The organism is Mycobacterium gastri (assembly GCF_002102175.1).
Lineage (GTDB): Bacteria > Actinomycetota > Actinomycetes > Mycobacteriales > Mycobacteriaceae > Mycobacterium > Mycobacterium gastri.
In genome coordinates, this window is record NZ_LQOX01000003.1 from 22,167 (window position 1) to 40,559 (window position 18,393).

The 18,393-nt window shown below is 66.2% G+C and carries 16 protein-coding genes and 2 pseudogenes; 15 read left to right on the forward strand and 3 right to left on the reverse strand.

Going from position 1 to position 18,393, the window contains the following annotated elements; genetic code table 11:
• The first annotated feature begins 61 nt into the window (after positions 1-61).
• The 13 genes and pseudogenes from secY to AWC07_RS00275 all read left to right on the forward strand — a co-directional run.
• Complete coding sequence (gene secY / locus AWC07_RS00215) at positions 62-1,387, forward strand: preprotein translocase subunit SecY (RefSeq protein ID WP_036409503.1); 1,326 nt, start codon at positions 62-64, stop codon at positions 1,385-1,387.
• Positions 1,384-1,929, forward strand: a complete 546-nt coding sequence (locus tag AWC07_RS00220; protein ID WP_036409506.1) for an adenylate kinase — start codon at positions 1,384-1,386, stop codon at positions 1,927-1,929. Before secY ends, AWC07_RS00220 begins: the two co-directional genes overlap by 4 nt.
• Before the next feature lie 2 nt (positions 1,930-1,931).
• Positions 1,932-2,732, forward strand: coding sequence for a type I methionyl aminopeptidase (map, locus tag AWC07_RS00225; protein ID WP_036409508.1), 801 nt, complete (start codon positions 1,932-1,934; stop codon positions 2,730-2,732).
• Positions 2,733-2,784: 52 nt separating this feature from the next.
• Positions 2,785-3,330, forward strand: coding sequence for a sigma-70 family RNA polymerase sigma factor (locus tag AWC07_RS00230; protein WP_036409510.1), 546 nt, complete (start codon positions 2,785-2,787; stop codon positions 3,328-3,330).
• 78 nt (positions 3,331-3,408) lie between these two features.
• The gene (locus AWC07_RS00235; RefSeq protein ID WP_036409519.1) at positions 3,409-4,182 is read left to right on the forward strand and encodes an anti-sigma factor family protein; all 774 of its coding nucleotides are present in this window, start codon (positions 3,409-3,411) and stop codon (positions 4,180-4,182) included.
• 51 nt (positions 4,183-4,233) lie between these two features.
• The gene (locus AWC07_RS00240) at positions 4,234-5,955 is read left to right on the forward strand and encodes a thiamine pyrophosphate-binding protein (protein ID WP_036409521.1); all 1,722 of its coding nucleotides are present in this window, start codon (positions 4,234-4,236) and stop codon (positions 5,953-5,955) included.
• On the forward strand, positions 5,936-6,613 hold the full coding sequence (locus tag AWC07_RS00245; protein WP_036409523.1) for a hypothetical protein: 678 nt from the start codon (positions 5,936-5,938) through the stop codon (positions 6,611-6,613). Before AWC07_RS00240 ends, AWC07_RS00245 begins: the two co-directional genes overlap by 20 nt.
• Positions 6,614-6,618: 5 nt before the next feature.
• A complete protein-coding gene (locus tag AWC07_RS00250; protein ID WP_036409525.1) occupies positions 6,619-7,638 on the forward strand; it encodes a 3-oxoacyl-ACP synthase III family protein in 1,020 nt (339 codons plus the stop codon).
• On the forward strand, positions 7,638-8,645 hold the full coding sequence (locus AWC07_RS00255; RefSeq protein WP_036409528.1) for a pyridoxal phosphate-dependent aminotransferase: 1,008 nt from the start codon (positions 7,638-7,640) through the stop codon (positions 8,643-8,645). The genes AWC07_RS00250 and AWC07_RS00255 overlap by 1 nt, the downstream gene beginning before the upstream one ends.
• Positions 8,646-8,692: 47 nt before the next feature.
• Positions 8,693-9,205: a MarR family winged helix-turn-helix transcriptional regulator gene (locus AWC07_RS00260; protein ID WP_036409529.1), complete on the forward strand. Its 513-nt coding sequence runs from the start codon at positions 8,693-8,695 to the stop codon at positions 9,203-9,205.
• A gap of 240 nt (positions 9,206-9,445) precedes the next feature.
• Entirely contained in the window at positions 9,446-11,179 is a 1,734-nt protein-coding gene (locus AWC07_RS00265) for an IS1634 family transposase (protein ID WP_036409530.1), read from the forward strand.
• A 75-nt stretch (positions 11,180-11,254) separates the two neighbouring features.
• Positions 11,255-11,797: pseudogene (locus AWC07_RS00270) on the forward strand (TIGR03086 family metal-binding protein); the annotation flags it as partial.
• Positions 11,798-12,148: 351 nt separating this feature from the next.
• Positions 12,149-12,700, forward strand: a pseudogene (locus AWC07_RS00275) (PE family protein); the annotation flags it as partial.
• Positions 12,701-12,795: 95 nt separating this feature from the next.
• On the opposite strand, the gene mmsB reads toward AWC07_RS00275, so the two are convergent.
• Genes mmsB through AWC07_RS00290 form a run of 3 tightly spaced genes read right to left on the reverse strand, consistent with a single transcriptional unit; the run spans position 12,796 to position 16,388 of the window.
• Positions 12,796-13,674 (reverse strand): 3-hydroxyisobutyrate dehydrogenase, encoded by an 879-nt coding sequence (mmsB, locus tag AWC07_RS00280; protein ID WP_036409533.1) that lies wholly within the window; start codon positions 13,672-13,674, stop codon positions 12,796-12,798.
• A gap of 14 nt (positions 13,675-13,688) precedes the next feature.
• The gene (locus AWC07_RS00285) at positions 13,689-14,861 is read right to left on the reverse strand and encodes an isobutyryl-CoA dehydrogenase (protein WP_036409537.1); all 1,173 of its coding nucleotides are present in this window, start codon (positions 14,859-14,861) and stop codon (positions 13,689-13,691) included.
• 6 nt (positions 14,862-14,867) lie between these two features.
• Positions 14,868-16,388, reverse strand: a complete 1,521-nt coding sequence (locus AWC07_RS00290; RefSeq protein WP_036409542.1) for a CoA-acylating methylmalonate-semialdehyde dehydrogenase — start codon at positions 16,386-16,388, stop codon at positions 14,868-14,870.
• Between the two features lie 175 nt (positions 16,389-16,563).
• Between AWC07_RS00290 and AWC07_RS00295 the strand changes: the two genes are divergently transcribed.
• Complete coding sequence (locus AWC07_RS00295; protein ID WP_051507786.1) at positions 16,564-17,799, forward strand: FAD-dependent oxidoreductase; 1,236 nt, start codon at positions 16,564-16,566, stop codon at positions 17,797-17,799.
• The gene (locus AWC07_RS00300; RefSeq protein WP_036409543.1) at positions 17,796-18,389 is read left to right on the forward strand and encodes a DUF4389 domain-containing protein; all 594 of its coding nucleotides are present in this window, start codon (positions 17,796-17,798) and stop codon (positions 18,387-18,389) included. Before AWC07_RS00295 ends, AWC07_RS00300 begins: the two co-directional genes overlap by 4 nt.
• Positions 18,390-18,393 lie beyond the last annotated feature (4 nt).

Below are 18,393 nucleotides of genomic sequence, written 5' to 3' on the forward strand. Positions count from 1 at the left end.
CCTGGCCTGCGAGTGTTGGGCGCGTAATGCAGGATGACCCCCCGCTGCGCAGGAGGAAGTAGTGCTTTCGGCTTTCATCTCATCGCTGCGTACAGTCGACCTGAGACGGAAGATCCTCTTCACGCTGGGCATTGTGGTGCTGTACCGGGCGGGGGCCTCACTGCCCTCTCCGGGCGTCGACTTTCCGCACGTTCAGCAGTGCATCAAACAGGCCAGCAGCGGCGAAGCCGGACAGATCTACTCGCTGATCAACCTGTTCTCCGGCGGTGCGCTGCTCAAGCTCACGGTGTTCGCGGTCGGGGTGATGCCCTACATCACGGCCAGCATCATCGTGCAGCTGCTGACCGTCGTGATCCCCAGGTTTGAGGAACTGCGTAAGGAAGGTCAGTCCGGCCAGGCCAAGATGACGCAGTACACCCGTTATCTGGCGATCGCGCTGGCGATTCTGCAGGCCACCAGCATCGTGGCGCTGGCGGCCAACGACCAGCTGCTGCAAGGCTGCCGCGAGAAAATCATCGCCGACGACAGCATTTTCACCCTGGTCGTCATCGTGCTGGTGATGACCAGTGGCGCGGCGCTAGTGATGTGGATGGGTGAGTTGATCACCGAACGCGGCATCGGCAACGGCATGTCGCTGCTGATCTTCGTCGGCATTGCCGCCCGCATCTATCCCGAAGGACATGACATCCTGGAAAGCCGCGGCGGCGCGGTCTTCGCCGCGGTCTGCGTGGCCACGCTGATCATCATCGTCGGCGTGGTTTTCGTCGAGCAGGGCCAGCGCCGCATCCCGGTGCAATACGCCAAACGGATGGTGGGCCGGCGGATGTACGGCGGAACGTCGACGTATCTGCCGCTCAAGGTCAACCAGGCCGGCGTCATCCCGGTGATCTTCGCTTCGTCGCTGATCTACATTCCGCACCTGATCACTCAGCTGGTCCGCAGCGGCACCGGGGGTCTCGGCCGCGGCTGGTGGGACAAGTTCGTCGCCACCTACCTGTCCGACCCCAGCAACATCGGCTATATCGCCATCTACTTCAGCCTGATCATCTTCTTCACCTACTTCTACGTGTCGATCACGTTCAATCCCGACGAGCGTGCCGATGAGATGAAAAAGTTCGGCGGCTTCATTCCAGGCATTCGTCCGGGCCGCCCGACCGCTGATTACCTGCGTTATGTGCTGAGCCGGATTACCCTGCCGGGTTCGATCTACCTCGGCGTGATCGCCGTGTTGCCCAATCTGTTCCTCCAGATCGGCGCCAGCGGCGGAGTTCAGAACCTACCCTTCGGGGGTACCGCGGTTCTGATCATGATCGGCGTCGGTTTGGATACGGTCAAACAGATCGAGAGTCAGCTCATGCAGCGCAACTATGAAGGGTTCCTCAAGTGAGAGTCGTTTTGCTGGGACCGCCCGGGGCGGGCAAGGGGACGCAAGCCCAAAAGCTGGCCGAGAAGCTGGGGATCCCGCAGATCTCCACCGGCGAGCTGTTCCGGCGAAACATCGAAGACGGCACCAAGCTGGGCATCGAGGCCAAGCGGTACCTGAGCGCCGGTGACCTGGTGCCGTCCGATCTGACCAACGAACTCGTCGACGATCGGTTGAACAACCCCGACGCGGCCAACGGTTTTATCCTGGACGGGTATCCACGGTCGGTGGAACAGGCCAAGGCGCTGCACGAGATGCTCGAACGCCGGGGGACCGACATCGATGCCGTGCTGGAGTTCCGGGTGTCGGAGGAGGTGTTGCTGGAGCGGCTCAGAGGCCGTGGCCGCGCCGACGACACCGACGAGGTGATCCTCAACCGGATGAAGGTATATCGCGACGAGACCGCACCGCTGCTGGAGTACTACAGCAGCCAACTGAAGACCGTCGACGCGGTCGGCACCATGGACGAAGTGTTCGCTCGCGCGTTGCAGGCCCTGGGGAAGTAGCCATGTGTGCCCTGGCACGGTTGCGGGGCCGCAAAGTCGTGCCACAACGCACTGCCGGCGAGCTTGACGCAATGGCCGCGGCGGGCTCCGTCGTGGCCGCGGCCCTGCGAGCCGTCCGCGCGGCGGCGGTCGCCGGAGCGTCGAGCCTGAGCCTCGACGACATCGCCGAGACAGTGATCCGCGAAGCCGGCGCTACCCCGTCGTTCCTGGGCTATCACGGCTACCCGGCGTCGATCTGCGTCTCGGTCAATGACCGGGTGGTCCACGGCATTCCGTCCGCAGCGGAAATCCTGGCCGCCGGCGACCTGGTTTCGGTCGACTGTGGCGCCGTCCTGGACGGCTGGCACGGCGACGCGGCAATAACCTTCGGGGTCGGACCGCTCGGTCCGGCCGACGAAGCCCTGTCGGAAGCGACCCGGGAATCACTGGAGGCCGGAATCAAGGCAATGGTGGTCGGTAATCGGCTGACCGACGTCTCCCATGCCATCGAGCAAGGTACCCGTACCGCCGAGACCCGCTACGGCCACTCGTTCGGAATCGTCGACGGGTACGGCGGCCACGGGATCGGCCGGCAGATGCACATGGATCCGTTCTTGCCCAACGAGGGCGCTCCCGGGCGCGGCCCAGTGCTGGTCGCGGGTTCGGTGCTGGCCATCGAACCGATGTTGACCCTGGGCACTGGCAGGACCGTGGTGCTCGACGACAATTGGACGGTCACTACTGCCGACGGGTCGCGTGCGGCACACTGGGAACACACCGTTGCGGTAACCGAGGACGGGCCCCGAATCCTGACCTTTGGTTAGACGGCTGAACCAAACACCTACTCGACTCGTGTCAGAAGCGGGAGGTGATCGAGTGGGTCGGGTGCCCGGCACTCGGGCGGCGCCCGGGGCTACCGAGGCCGCGCTGATGAAGTCGCTCTACGACGAGCATGCCGCGGTGTTGTGGCGCTACGCGTTGCGGTTGACCGGCGACGCGAGCCAGGCCGAGGACGTCGTCCAGGAGACGTTGTTGCGGGCATGGCAGCACCCGGAAGTGATAGGTGATACCGAACGGTCGGCGCGCGCGTGGTTGTTCACCGTCGCGCGCAACATGATCATTGACGATCGGCGCAGCGCACGGTCCCGCAATGTCGTCGGCTCCACCGACGAATCGGGCGCGCCCGAGCAGTCCGTGCCCGACGAGGTGAACGCGGCGCTGGACCGGTTGCTGATCGCCGAGGCGATGGCTCACTTGTCCGTCGAGCACCGGGCCGTGATCGAGCGGTCCTACTATCGTGGTTGGACCACCGCGCAGATTGCCGGCGACCTCGGAATCGCCGAAGGGACCGTCAAGTCGCGACTTCACTACGCGGTGCGGGCGCTGCGTCTCGGTCTGCAGGAACTTGGGGTGACACGATGACGGCAGGCCTGGTTCGAGGGACTGTTCACGGACCCATCCAGGCGGCCGTCCGCTCCGAATACTTGGGGGTGACAGGAGATGGATGACATGGTCACGTCGCTTCGGGGGCTTGGCCCCCCCGGTGACAACAAGGGGTATGACCTGGCGACCGGTCACAACCACCCCTATGGGATGTGGGACGCCGCTTACGTATTGGGTTCGCTGTCGGCGACCGATCGCCGCGAATACGAAGAGCACATGAGCCGCTGCCTCGCCTGCCGGCAGGCCGTCGCCGAGCTCTCCGGTGTGCCCGCCTTGCTTTCGCAGCTCGACCGCGACGAGGTGGCGACGATGAACGAGTCCGGCCCGGGCGCGGCTCCTCCGCAGCCGGCGCCGCCGCTCTCGCCGCAGTTGTTGCCGTCGTTGCTGGCCACGGTGCGCTGGCGCCGTCGCCGCGCCCGGCTGACGACGTGGGTGGCCTCGGCCGCTGCGGCGGTGTTATTGGTAATTTGTGTGCTCATCGGTGTCCAGGGTCCTTCCGGTTCGCCGCAGCCGGCGACCGTGTCGGCGCAGCCGATGGCACAGGTCGGGACCCACCTGCTGGCTTCGACGGTGTCGCTTCGCCCCGAGCACTGGGGGACGTTCATCAACTTGCGGTGCGTTTGCCTGGCTCCGCCGGATGCGCCCCACGACACGCTGGCGATGGTCGTGGTGGGTCGTGATGGCACCCAGACCCGGCTGGCGACGTGGGTGGCCGAACCCGGCCACACTGCGACACCAGCCGGCAGCATCTCGATACCGGTCGATCGAATCGCCGCCGTGCAAGTGGTTTCCGCCGATACCGGCCAGGTGCTGCTGCAGCGTTCGCTCTGAATTCGCCCGGCCCGCGGTGAACTGAAGTTCGCCGCGGGTCGTGTTACCGACATGCCCAGGAAGCACCGGGTGGTCGACTACATCGTGGACCACCTCGCGGCGATCGGAGTCGACCACGTCTTCGGTGTGGACGGAGCCAACATCGAAGATCTCTACGACGCCGCGCATTTCCACCCGTCGCTGTGCGCCGTCCTGGCCAAGCACGAATTCTCCGCCGCCGCAATGGCTGACGGGTACAGCCGCAGCGGGGCCGGGCTGGGATCTGGGTTAGGAGTGGTGGCGGCGACTTCCGGCGGCGGTGCTCTCAATCTCGTCGCGGGATTGGGAGAGGCGCTGGCCAGCCGGGTTCCGGTGCTCGCCCTGGTCGGGCAACCCGCCACCACCCTGGACGGCCGGGGCGCCTTTCAGGACACCAGTGGGCGCAACGGATCACTGGATGCCCAAGCGGTGTTCTCGGCGGTGTCGCTATCGTGCCAGCGGCTGCTCGCGCCGGCCGACATCGCCTCGGCCTTGCCGCGTGCCATCGCCACGGCGCGCACCGGTGGTCCGGCAGTGTTGTTGCTGCCCAAGGACATTCAGCAGGGATACGTGGCGGTCGAAGAGCGCAGCCGGCCGCCGGGGGACGTGCGGCCTATCGGCAACCCGTATCCCATAGCGCAGCTTCTGCGCCTGGCGAACGGCCCGGTCACGATCATCGTCGGCGAGCAGGTGGCGCGCGACAACGCCCGGCTGGAGCTCGAGCAGCTGCGAGCGCTGTTGCGGGCCCGCGTGGCGACCGTGCCGGAGGCCAAGGATGTCGCCGGGACACCGGGCCTGGGGTCGTCGTCAGCGCTGGGAGTGACCGGAGTGATGGGCCACCCGCACGTGGCCGAAGCGGTGGCCGGCAGCGCGGTGTGCCTCGTCGTCGGCACCCGAATGCCCATGACCGCCCGTGCCGGCCTGGAAGACGCACTGGCCGCGGTGCGAACGGTGTCGCTCGGTTCGGCGCCGCCCTACTTTCCGTGCACCCATGTGCATACCGACGACCTGCGCGGCTCACTTCGCATCCTCATCCAGGCGCTCTCGGGACCCGGGCGGCCCACCGGGCTGCGCGTGCCTGACGTGGTGCAGCGCACCGAGCTGCGGCCGCCGTCCTGGACGGGCGTGGGTGTGCGGTACCGCGACGCCATGGCGGTACTCAACGATGAGCTGCCCGACGGCGCCGACATCGTGGTCGACGCCGGCAACACCGGCGCCGCGGCGATCCACTACCTGTCGGCCCGCCGGGGCGGCAGGTTCGCCGTCGCGCTCGGCATGGGCGGCATGGGCTACAGCTTCGGTGCCGGCATCGGAATGGCCTTGGGGCGCGCCAACACCGGACGGCCCGCCGGACGCACCGTGGTGATCGCCGGAGATGGGGCTTTTTTCATGCACGGCATGGAGGTGCACACCGCCGTTCAGTACCGGCTCCCGATGACGTTCGTCTTGTTCAACAACAACGCCCATGCCATGTGTGTGACCCGCGAGCAGCTGTTCTACGGAGATCTTTACAGCTACAACAGGTTTCGCCGCAGCCGGTTGGGATCTGGCCTGGCGGCGATGTTTCCGGGCCTGATGTCTGTCGACGTCACCGACGTCGGCCGGTTAGCCACCGCATTGCGATCCGCATTGGATGCCGACGGGCCGGCAGTGGTCAGTGTCGAATGCGCTGCCGACGAAATTCCGCCGTTTGCACCTTTTCTCATTGGAAACACCTCGAAGGAGAATCGTACCGATGTCGCTGCCAGCGCTTGACGATATATTGACCCACACCCGCGCCCGTAGCGGCGCCGTGGCACCCATCGACGGGCTGATCCGTATCGAAACCAGCCCTCGGGAGCAGGCCACCCCCATCATCATGGAGATGATGCGGTCGGTGTATCCGCATGATCAGGTTTTCGGGGAGTACTGTACCGTCAACGATTTCATCGATTGTCCCCCTGACGAGTTGTTCGCCTATATGGCCGACACCCGCAGCCTCGAGGAGTGGACGTACAGCCTGCGCGGCTTCACGACGACTGACGAGCCGGGGCTGTGGTTGGCTCACGATCAGCTCGGTTCGCAGACCAAGATCTACACCCGCACCATTGCCAACGAACAGGCCCGCACGGTCGACTACCACTGCGCCTGGGATCAGGGCAAGCATCTGTGGATGGTCTACCTGATGCGCGTCGTCGACGCGCAGGTGGTACTGGACAGACCGGGTTCGGTTGTGCTGTGGACGAATTGCCACCACCCGTTCTACGACCACAATCCCTACCCGGAGACCGCGCCGGGCGACCGCTCGGTCTGGGTAGGGGATTTCTGGGACATGTTCGGTGCCGGCCACCTGCTGGAACTGAAGAACCTCAAGGCCATCGCGGAATACCGGCACCGCAACGGCTTACCCGTCGTACCCGTGTGGATGCGGTGAGATGCATGGTGGGCCAATCCGTCAGCCTCATTGACGTTTCCAGCTACCTGCCCGGTGAGCCGGTCGGCGCGGATTACTACGCACAATTCGCCGAATCCGACGACCTGCGTGACAGCCTGATGTTCCGCGCGCCGGCGTTGCGCCATCACGTCGCCCCGGACGAGACCGCCGTCGACATGGTCGAGCGTGCCACACGAGGGTTGATCGAACGCCACGGCGAGGAGGCGATCGAGGCCGTCGACGTGCTGATCACCCATACTCAGGCGCCGGATGTGCCGTTCTACGGGGCCGGTGGCGGGATCGCCCACCGCCTGGGCATGCGGCCCTCGTGGGTGCTGGACTTGCACAACGGTGGCTGCGCGGTATTCGTGCTGGCGCTCAACGTGGCTCGCCAACTGCTGGCCTCGGGCGCCGGGCGCACGGCGTTGATCGCCGTCGCGCAGAATTCGGCCGGCCAGGTGTTCGACCAACCCGGAGTCCGTCGCAAGGCGCAAGCGGCGGTGCCCGGCGACGGGGCCGCGGTGGGCCTGGTCACGCTGTCCGACCGGTCGCCCGTGCTCGGCATCGAATGCCGCACCTACGGCGAATACGCCGGCGAAATGACGCTTGCCCCGGACCCGCCGCGCAAGTGGTGGCAGCCCGGAACCGGCGAGCTCTGCATCGGTTTCACCGAAAGCAAGATCACCAAGGTGCTGGCCCGCGGCAACCGACAGGTCCCGGAAGTGGCGCTGGCAGTCTGCGATCGGATTGGCCTGCCGTCCAAAGACATTGACCTGCTGGTCACCAACCAGCCCAACCGGGTGTTCCTGCGCAACTGGCGAGAAGCACTCGAACTGCCCGCCGAACGGCACCTGGACACCTTCGACGCATGCGGAAACCTGTTCGGCGCGGGGATTCCGGTCAACCTGGATCGCGCCATCTCGACCGGGCGGGTGGCGACCGGCGACACGGTCATGATGGCAGGGTTCGCGCACGCCGGCGATTTCGCCGGGGCCGCCGCGGTGCGCTGGGGCGGGCGGCCCTGATGCCCACCGTCACGAGCCCGAGCGCGATCGATCCTTTTGCGTTGTCGCTCAACGAGAATCCGTTCCCACCGCTGCCCGCGGTGCGCTCGGCGCTGATCCGCTCGATCGATGCAGTGAACCGGTATCCGGAGTTCCTGCCGGAACGCCTGCGCGACTTGATTGCCGGCAATATCGGTATGCCCGCCCACCGGGTGGTGCTGGGCGCGGGTGCGACCGGCGTGGTGATGCAGGCGCTGCGGGCAGTGACCGTTCCGGGCGACGCGATCGCCATGGCCGAGCCGACCTTCGACGGGTATCCGATCGTCGCGCAGCTGGCGGGATTGACGGTGGTGACCATCCCGCTCGACGCATATGGCCATCACGATCTGGGGGCGCTGGCCGACGCCGCCGCCCACGCCCGAGTGGCGGTGCTGTGCCGGCCGCACAATCCGACCGGCACGCTGGAGCCGGTGCCGGCGGTGGTGCGGTTCCTGAGCCGGGTGCCGCCTGACACCGTGGTGTTGCTCGACGAGGCATACGTCGAATTCGCCGCGCCCGAGCATCGGATCGATGTTTCGGCGTTGCTTGCTCGGTTCCCCAACGTGCTGGTGGTGCGGACCTTTTCCAAGGCCTACGGGCTGGCCGGGCTGCGGATCGGTTACGGCCTGGCCGCAGCGGAACTGGCCGCGGCGTTGTGGGCCCAGCAGCTTCCGTTCGGCATAGCCGGCAGCGGCTTGCCTGCGGTGGCGGCCTCCTACGAAGCCGAAGACCAGTTGCTGCACAGGGTTCGGCTGATTACGGCCGAACGGCGTTACCTGCAGCGGCAATTGAGCGCCATGGGGATAGCCACCACCGATGCGCACGCGAACTTCATGTACCTGCTGTCGAGGGGTCGGTTGTGGCATGACGTTTTCGTCCGGGCGGGCCTGCAGGTGCGGCTGTACCCGGACGGCGGTGCCCGGATAACCGTGGGCAGCCGTGCGTCGACTCTGGCGGTGTTGTCCGCGGTGGGAAAATCTGCGGCATGAATCTCGCGTGTTGACCCGATGACCCCGCCGGTGCGGTAAGAAAGGGCGTGGCTGCATCACGACCGGACAGGCCCGACCCGATCGCCGTGGCCCGGGCCAACTGGGAGAAAGCCGGGTGGAGTGACGTGGCGCCGGGCATGGTCGCGGTGACATCGGTGATGCGTGCCCACCAGATCCTGCTGGCCCGAGTCGAGACCGCGCTGCGTCCCTACGATCTGAGTTTCTCCCGTTTCGAGCTGCTGCGGTTATTGGCGTTCAGCCGTACCGGTGCGTTGCCGATCACCAAGGCCTCCGACCGCCTTCAGGTTCATGTCACCAGCGTCACGCACGCGATCCGCCGGCTGGAAGCCGACGGGCTGGTGCAACGGGTGCCGCACCCTACCGACGGGCGGACCACGTTGGTGCGGATCACCGAGTTGGGGCGGGCCACCGTCGAGGACGCCACCCTGACCCTCAACGAGCAGGTGTTCGCCGATATCGGCATGGGCGCCGGCGAGTCGGAGGCGCTGGTGTCCGCCATCGAAACGTTGCGGCGCAACGCCGGAGACTTCACCGTCTGACACCGTCTCACACCGTCTGACACCGAGAGACACCGAGAGTCACCGAGAGAAAGGCAGGGCAGTGGACCCATTAGTCCGAAGTTCCCCCCTGCGGGGCGGTCCTGAGGGGTCTGCATCGTTATGAGCAGGTGTTTCGCGTCCGATGGCTGCCGATTACGTAGACATGTATTGGAGAATAATCTAGATGCATATCGGTGTGCCTGCGAGAAATAGACACACGGATGGCCTACTGTTATAGGCATGTATGTGGCGCGGGTGCCGAACCGAGGGTCGCCGCCGGCGATCCTGTTGCGGGAAAGCTACCGCGAGGACGGCAAGGTGAAGAACCGTACGTTAGCCAATCTGTCACGCTGGCCCGTGGACAAAGTCGACGCGCTTTCCCAGGTGCTCAAAGGGCTACCACCGAAGGTGGACCTGGCCAAGGCGTTTGAGATCACCCGCAGCCTGCAGCACGGGCACGTGGCCGCGGTCTTGGGCAGCGCGGCGCGGCTTGAGATCGCCGAGCTGATCGACCCGGTGCGCTCGCGCAACCGCGATCTGGTGCTGGCCATGCTGGTCGCTCACGTGATCGATCCTGGCTCGAAGCTGGCGACCGCGCGTGGGCTGCGCTCTGAGACCGCGACCAGCTCGCTGGGCGAGGTGTTGGGCGTTGGCGGTGCTGACGAGGACGACCTGTATGCGGCCATGGACTGGGCGCTCAAGCGTAAGGATGCGATCGAAAAGGCGTTAGCCGCCCGGCATTTAGTCAACGGCACGTTGGTGCTCTACGACGTTTCCTCGGCGGCGTTTGAGGGACGCACGTGCCCGATAGCCAAGATCGGGCACGCCCGCGACGGGGTCAAAGGCCGGCTGCAGATCGTCTATGGGCTGTTATGCAGCACTGCGGGGACACCGGTGGCCATCGAGGTGTTCGACGGCAATACCGGCGACCCGAAAACCCTGGCCACCCAGATCGACAAGCTCAAAACGCGATTCGGGTTAACACAGGTCTGTCTGGTGGGTGATCGGGGCATGCTCACCAGCGCGCGCATCGAGTCCCAACTTCGTCCGGCCCAACTGGACTGGATCACCGCGCTGCGGGCTCCGCAGATCAAGGCCCTGGTCGAGGCCGATGCTTTGCAGCTGTCGCTGTTCGATGAACAGAATCTGATCGAGATCACCCATCCCGATTACCCCGGCGAGCGGCTGGTGTGCTGCCGCAACCCGATCTTGGCCGCCCAACGCACCCGCACACGCGACGAGCTGCTGGCGGCCACCGAAGAAGAACTGGCGAAAATCGCCGCGGCCACCGGCCGCGCCCGGCGTCCCTTGCGCGGGCGCGACCAGATCGGCATGCGGGTGGGCAAGATCATCAACCACTACAAGATGGCCAAGCACTTCACCATCGAGATCACCGACGAGGCGTTGACGTTCTCACGCAAGACCGATCAGATCAACGCCGAGGCCGCCCTGGACGGCATCTACGTGCTGCGCACCAGCCTGCCCGAAAAGACTCTCCCCAACGGCGATGTGGTGTTGCGCTACAAGGGACTTGAAGACGTTGAACGGTTCTTTCGCACCCTCAACACCGAGCTTGATGTGCGGCCGATCCGCCACCGTCTGGCCCACCGGGTACGCGCCCACGTGTTTTTGCGGATGCTGTCCTACTACATCAGCTGGCACATGAAACAAGCCCTGGCCCCAATCCTGTTTCATGACAACAACAAACCCGCCGCAGCGGCCAAACGCATCGACCCAGTCGCCGCCGCCGAGCGCTCCGATGTCGCCCTGGCCAAAGCCGCCCGCAAACGCACCCAAGACGACTACCCAGTGCACAGTTTCACCAGCCTGCTCAAAGATCTGGGCACCCTGTGCATCAACTACATCCAACCCATCGACGACATGCCGGCATTCACCAAACTCACCACCCCCACCCCGCTGCAACGGCGAGCCTTCGAACTCCTCGACGTCTCCCACCGCTTCGGCTACACGTAGGCAGTACACCCACAACCAGACCGCAAAACTGCAGGTCACACCCCAACCCGTCACCAAACCAGGGGGAACTACGGATTAGTTGCTCACCAGCGCGCTCAGGACGCGTTCGCCGGCGTCCTCGCCAACGTCAGTCCCGACCAGCACAGCACTCCGACACCCTGCTCGCAGTGGACCGTGCGGGATCTGATCGAGCATGTCATCAGCGGCAACGAGCACGTCGGGCAATGGGCGCAACACCCGGTCGAGCCGCCCGTACGGCCCGACGACATCCTGGCCGCCCATCGGACCGCCGCCGCGGCCGCCCAGGAGGTCTTCGCCGCGCCGAACGGGATGTCCGCCACCTTCAAGCTGCCGTTCGGTGAGCTGCCCGGCCAGGTCTTCGTCGGGATCCGCACCAGCGATGTGCTGACCCATGCGTGGGATCTGGCGGCCGCCACCGGCCAACCCACCGATCTTGACCCCGAATTGGCGACCGAACAGCTCGCCGCCGTGCGGGCGTTCGTGGGGCCGGAGTTCCGGGGGCCGGGCAAGCCCTTCGCCGAGGAGCAGCCGTGCTCACCGGAGAGTGCGCCGGCAGACCAGCTCGCCGCATTCCTGGGCCGATTTGTTGAGCTATGACCCTGCCGATAACGGTGAGATGCACCACCTGACCCTCAACAGCCTCAATCGCCACACGAGTACCCGCCGAGCAACCATGATGCGAGTTGCAAACGTGCTAGCACATGCGCCAGCACCTCAGGCACCAGACGCCTAGGCGCAAGGCCTGCCGTGGGGTGGCGGGTGCGCCAGGCACTGCCGCCGCGGCGGGCGGCGCGGTCTTGAGCGGCCCGGCGATAAATCATGGGAAAACCTGGGATTTGGCCGCCCGTTCGGCGCCATGATCGGCTCCTGCCCATGGGTCGACGATGACCCGGGCATCTCCCGGGTTGTCCTGGCTTACTGGGGTCATGACCTACTGGGAGGTATCACATGTCGTTTGTGATCGCGGCGCCGCAGGCCATCACGGCAGCGGCCACGGATGTGGCTGGTATCGGTTCGGCGATTAGCGCGGCCAACGCCACGGCGGCGGCCAACACCGAGGTGGTGCTGGTCGCGGGCGCCGATGAGGTGTCGGCGGCCATCGCAGCGCTGTTTGAGGCGCACGGCCAGGCTTATCAGGCGCTCAGTGCGCAGGCGGCGGCGTTTCATGCCCAGTTTGTGCAGGCGCTGCCCGCGGGTGCGGGCTCGTATGCGGCCGCCGAGGCCGCCAGCGCCGCGTCAATAACCAGTCCGCTGCTCAGCGCGATCAACGCGCCCTTCTTGGCGCTGACCGGGCGCCCGCTGTTCGGCAATGGCGCCGCGGGCGGGTCCGGCGCGCCCGGCAAGGCGGGTGGTGCCGGCGGGGCCGCCGGGCTGTTCGGCAACGGCGGCGCCGCCGTGCTGATCGGCAACGGTGGTAACAGCGGCAAGGGCGGGCTTGGCGCGCCGCCGGGTGCGCCAGGCGCTGCCGGCGCTGGGGGGCTGCTGCTCGGCCTGGACGGGTTGACCTAGGGTTGACCTAGGTTGACCTAGCCGGCGGGCAACGGGCCGATCAGCTTGCGGCATCCCTGGGCCGGAGGTGCAATGAACCCGCGAATTCAGTTGCCGCGCAACGTTTCGATCACTGCGCTGAAGTCTAAATCGGCGTGGTCGGCGGCGAACTTGGCGTAGATCTCGGCGGCGTGGCGGCCCAGCGGCGCCGCGGATCCGGTGGCGGTCACCGCGTCCATCGCCAAGCCCAAATCCTTGTTCATCAGCGCCGTCGCGAAGCCCGGCTTGAAGTCATTGTTGGCCGGCGATGTCGGAACCGGGCCCGGCACCGGGCAATTGGTGTGCACCGCCCAGCAGTTGCCGGTCGCGCCGGTGATGACGTCGAATAGGGATTGGGCCGACAGCCCGAGCTTCTCGGCCAGCACGAACGCCTCTCCGATCGCGATCTGCTGTACCGCCAGCACCATGTTGTTGCACAGCTTGGCGGCCTGGCCCGCCCCGGCCGCACCGCAGTGAATGATCTTGCCCGCCATGGGTTCCAGCACCGGACGGGCCCGTTCCAAGACATCCGTGTCGCCGCCGACCATGAACGCCAGCGTCCCGGCCGCGGCACCCTTGACACCGCCGGAAACCGGCGCGTCGAGTTGGGCCAGCCCGTGCGATGCGGCCAGCGAATGCACCTCCCGGGCGTCGCCGACCGAGATCGTTGAGCTGTCGATGAACAGTGCACCCGGATGCGCGGCGGGCAGCACCTCGGCATAGCAGCTTTTGACCACGCCACCGTTGGGCAGCATGGTGATGACCACGTCGGCCTCGGCCACCGCGGCGGCTGCGCTGTCGAACACCGCGCAGCCGGTTGCGGCCCCGGCCGCCGCTGCCGCGGGCACGGGGTCATAGCCGCGCACGACGTGGCCGGCGGCAACCAGATTCGACGACATGGGTGCGCCCATGTTGCCCAGACCCAGGAACGCGATCGTCTCTGTCACGTGGTGCAGCCCTCCTAAACGGTGGCGCGAAACCGCGCGGCCTCGGCCCGGCCGATGACCACCCGCATGATTTCGTTGGTCCCTTCCAGAATTCGATGCACCCGCAAGTCGCGGACGATCTTCTCCAGACCATACTCGCGCAGGTAGCCGTACCCGCCGTGCAATTGCAACGCCTGGTCGGCGACCTCGAAGCAGGTGTCGGTGACATAGCGCTTGGCCATCGCGCACAGCTCGACCTTGTCGGCGGAATTGTCGTCGAGCGCACTCGCGGCCCGCCACAACAGCATTCGTGACGTTTCCAGTCCGGTGGCCATGTCGGCCAGGGTGAACCGGACGGTGGGTTCGTCGAGCAGGCTGGCGCCGAACGCGTGTCGCTCGCGAACATAGGCGCCCGCTTTGTCGAAGGCGGCCTGCGCGCCGCCGAGCGAGCATGCCGCGATGTTGAGCCGGCCGCCGTTGAGGCCGTTCATCGCGATGCCGAAGCCGGCGCCCTCGCCGTCGGAGCCACCCAGCATGGCATCGGCGGGCACCCGGACCCCGTCGAGGATCACCTGCGCTGTTGGTTGCGCATGCCAGCCCATCTTCTGTTCGGGCGCGCCGAAACTGAGTCCGGCAGTGCCCTTTTCGATGACGAAGGCCGATATGCCGCGCGGGCCGTCCGAACCGGTGCGGGCCATCACCACGTAGACGTCAGAGGCGCCCGCCCCGGAAATGAACTGCTTGACGCCGTCGAGCACATAGTCTGCGTTTTTTCCGGGACCGTGCTTGACAGCTCGGGTGCTCAGGGCACTGGCGTCCGATCCGGCGTCCGGCTCGGTCAGGCAGTAGCTGGCGATGACGTCCATTGTGGCCAGCCGCGGTACCCAGATCTTGCGTTGTTCGGCGGTGCCGAAGCTGTCGATCATCCACGCGCACATGTTGTGGATGGACAAGAATGCTGCGGTGACCGGGTCGGCGATCGCCAACTGCTCGAAGATGCGTACCCCGTCCAGCCGGCGCAGCCCGCTGCCGCCCACGTCGTCGCGGCAGTAGATGGCGGCCATCCCGAGTTCGGCGGCCTCACGCAGCACGTCAACCGGAAAGTGGTGGCTGGCATCCCATTCCAGAGCGTGTGGGGCGAGCCGCTTTTCGGCGAAGGCGGCCGCCGTCTCGGTGATCACCCGCTCGTCGTCGTTGAGGGTAAACATGAGTGGTTACTGCATTGTCGGGATGACGAATTCGGCACCGTCCTTGATGCCGGATGGCCAGCGCGAGGTGACGGTCTTGACCTTGGTGTAGAACTGGATCGACGTCGGGCCGTGCTGGTTGAGGTCGCCGAACCCGGAGCGCTTCCAGCCGCCAAAGGTGTGGTAGGCCACCGGGACCGGGATCGGGACATTGACACCGACCATGCCCACCTGAACCCGCGAGACGAAATCGCGGGCGGTGTCCCCGTCGCGGGTGAAGATCGCCACGCCGTTGCCGTACTCGTGCTCCGACGGCAGCCGCAGGGCTTCCTCGTAGTTGTGGGCGCGGACCATGCAGAGCACCGGTCCGAAGATCTCGTTGGTGTAGATCGACATGTCCGGGGTGACGTGGTCGAACAGCGTCGGTCCGATGAAGAAGCCGCCTTCCAAATTGGCATCACCGAAAGTCAGGTCGTCGCTGGCCCGTTCGCGGCCGTCGACGACGATCTCGGCGCCGGCCGCCACACCCTGGTTGATGTAGTCGCGCACCCGGGTCAGCGCGGCCTCGGTGACCAGCGGGCCGTAGTCGGCCTTGGGGTCCAGGCTGTGGCCGACCCGCAGGTTGTTGATCCGCTCGATCAGCCTGGCGCGCAACCGTTCCGCCGTCTGCTCGCCCACTGGGACCGCGACGCTGATCGCCATGCAGCGTTCGCCGGCGCTGCCGTAGCCGGCGCCGATCAGCGCGTCGACCGCCTGGTCGAGGTCCGCGTCGGGCATCACGATCATGTGGTTCTTGGCGCCGCCGAAGCATTGCGAGCGCTTGCCGGTCGCGGCGGCCCCGGCGTAGATGTACTGGGCGATGTCGGAGCTGCCGACGAAGCCGACCGCCTTGATGTCGGGGTGATTCAGGATGGCGTCGACGGCTTCCTTGTCGCCGTGCACGACCTGGAATACGCCGGGGGGCAGGCCGGCTTCGACGAATAGTTCGGCCAGCCGTACCGGAACCGACGGGTCACGCTCACTCGGCTTGAGCAGGAACGCATTTCCGCAGGCGAGGGCCGGGCCGGCCTTCCACAGCGGGATCATCGCCGGGAAGTTGAACGGGGTGATCCCGGCGACGACGCCGAGGGGCTGCCGTAGCGAATAGACGTCGATGCCCGGACCGGCGCCCTCGGTGTACTCACCTTTGAGCAGATGCGGGATCCCGAGGCAGAACTCGATTACCTCGATGCCGCGCTGAATGTCGCCCGCGGCGTCGGCCAGCGTCTTGCCGTGCTCGCGGGAAAGCAGCTCGGCAAGTTCGTCGTTGTTGTCGTTGACCAACTCGATGAACCGCATCAGCACCCGGGCGCGGCGTTGCGGATTCCATGCGGCCCAGCCCTTTTGGGCCTCGACAGCCGATGCCACCGCGGCGTCGACGTCGGCCAGGCAGGCCATCGGCACTTTCGCCTGGACCTGACCGGTGTTGGGGTCGAAGATATCGGCGGTGCGGGTGGACTGGCCAGTGGCGCGTTGCCCGTCGATGAAATGCGGAATATGTGTGGTCATGGCTGTCCTGGTTGTGAGCGGCGGATTAGCGGCTGCGGCGTCCGATACTTGCATATCCTAGTAAACCGTGGCGGGGGGTCGCAACTTGGCCCTCGGCACCCCGAGTGAACCGAATCGCGTGCGGATTCGTCGTTCGGAGTGAGGGAACTCCGCCGGTTGAAACGGACGCATGCCGATGACTCTTTGGGCGCCGCCGACGAATCTGGGCAAGGGGGGTTCGGTGAGGCTTCGCATCTTTGTCGTCGGGGCCGGTGTCGGCGGTCTATCCATCGCGCGGGGGCTGCTGCGCGACGGGCATGACGTCACCGTGTTCGAACGGCGGCCCGATGCGCGGGCAGGTGGCGGCGCCGTCACCATCTGGTCCAACGGAGCTACGGTGCTGGGGCAGCTGGGCGTCGACATGGACGGCGCCGGCCAATTGCTTTCTGCCGTAAGGGTACTGACGTCCACGGGTCGTCCGCTTGCCACGCTGGACGTGGCCGCGATGGTGCGCCGGCTGGGCGCGCCGGTCCGGATGGTCCCGCGCCGAATCCTGGTGGAACGGCTGCTGAAAGGCTTTCCGGCCGAACGCATCTGCTGCAACGCCTGGGTGGTAGGGGTGGCCGGCGGGGGCGACGGCGTGCGGGTCGAATTCCGCGACGGCAACCCGGCCGAAGCGGATCTGCTGATCGGCGCCGACGGCCTGCACTCGACGATCAGAGACATCGTCGGCGCGCAGCATGCGCAGCCGACCGGTTGGTGTAGCTGGCAGGGGCTGGTCAACCTGCCGGATCTCGCCGACAAGCAGGTCGCGCAGGTCATCATCGGCGACCGCGGAAACACCGGCCTGTGGCCCGCCGGAGGCTGCGATGTGCAGTGGTGGTTCGACCTGCCGTGGTCGTACGACTTCATCAGGCCGCAACGTCCGATCGAGATGATCCGTGCCACGTTCGCCGGATGGTCCGGATCGGTCGATCGGGTATTGGCGGCGCTGACCGATGCGGACCTGGTCCATTCGCCCTACCCGCATTTCCGCCATCCCATTCCGCCTCCGGGTCGCGGCGCGGTGACGTTGCTCGGCGACGCCGCCCACACGATGCCGCCCACCCTCGCGCAGGGGGCCAATCAGGCGCTGCTCGACACGATGGTGTTGCGCAAAGCGTTGTGGGACTTCGGCACCAGCGACGTGTCAGCCGCGCTGCGCTGGTACGAGAAGACCAGGCGCCGCAAGCTCATGGCGGTGTCGCGGCTGGCCTCGCTACCGGTGTCGCACCGTGAGTCCGTGCTCAGGCCGGCGGCAATGATCTCCGACAGGCTCCACACCTGGGCGCTGACAACATTTTTGAGTAGGACGAGCCACCGTCGGATGTCCGTGCAGATCAACAGGGACCTCGGCGCCGTGCCGGCCGCCGCGTCGGGTGCGATGCGATGAACGCGGCCGATCAGGTACGGGTACGAGGTGCGATCGAAACGCCCTCGCGCTGGCTGTGGCTGTTCAAGTGGTGCGTTCTTGCCGTCCCCCACTACCCGATTTTGATACTGCTCTACGCTGTGTATCCGCTGCTGACCGTCGCGGCCGGGGTCGTGATCGCATTCACCGGACGGTATCCGCGCCGCATCTTCGACTTCAACGTCGGAGTGCTGCGCTGGTCCTGGCGAGTCATGAACTACCGATTCCCGATGAACAGCACCGACAAATACCCGCCCTTCACGCTCGCGTCTCGGCCCGAGTACCCGGGGGATCTCGAGGTGGATTATCCGCAGCGGCTGGGGAAATGGCGGGTGCTGGCGAAGTGGTGGCTGCTGGGGCTTCCGCAGATACTGCTGTGCTGGGCGATGGAGCCGCTGCTGCAGGTGCTGTGCGTGGTTTCCGCGATGTGGTTGCTGTGCACCGGCACGATCCATCCGGGCATGTTCGACCTCCTGATGGGCATCGTCCGTTGGCGTTACCGGGTGGCGGTGTACGTTTCGTTGATGCGAGACGAGTATCCACCGTTCCGACTGGACCAAGGTGGTGGCTGACGCA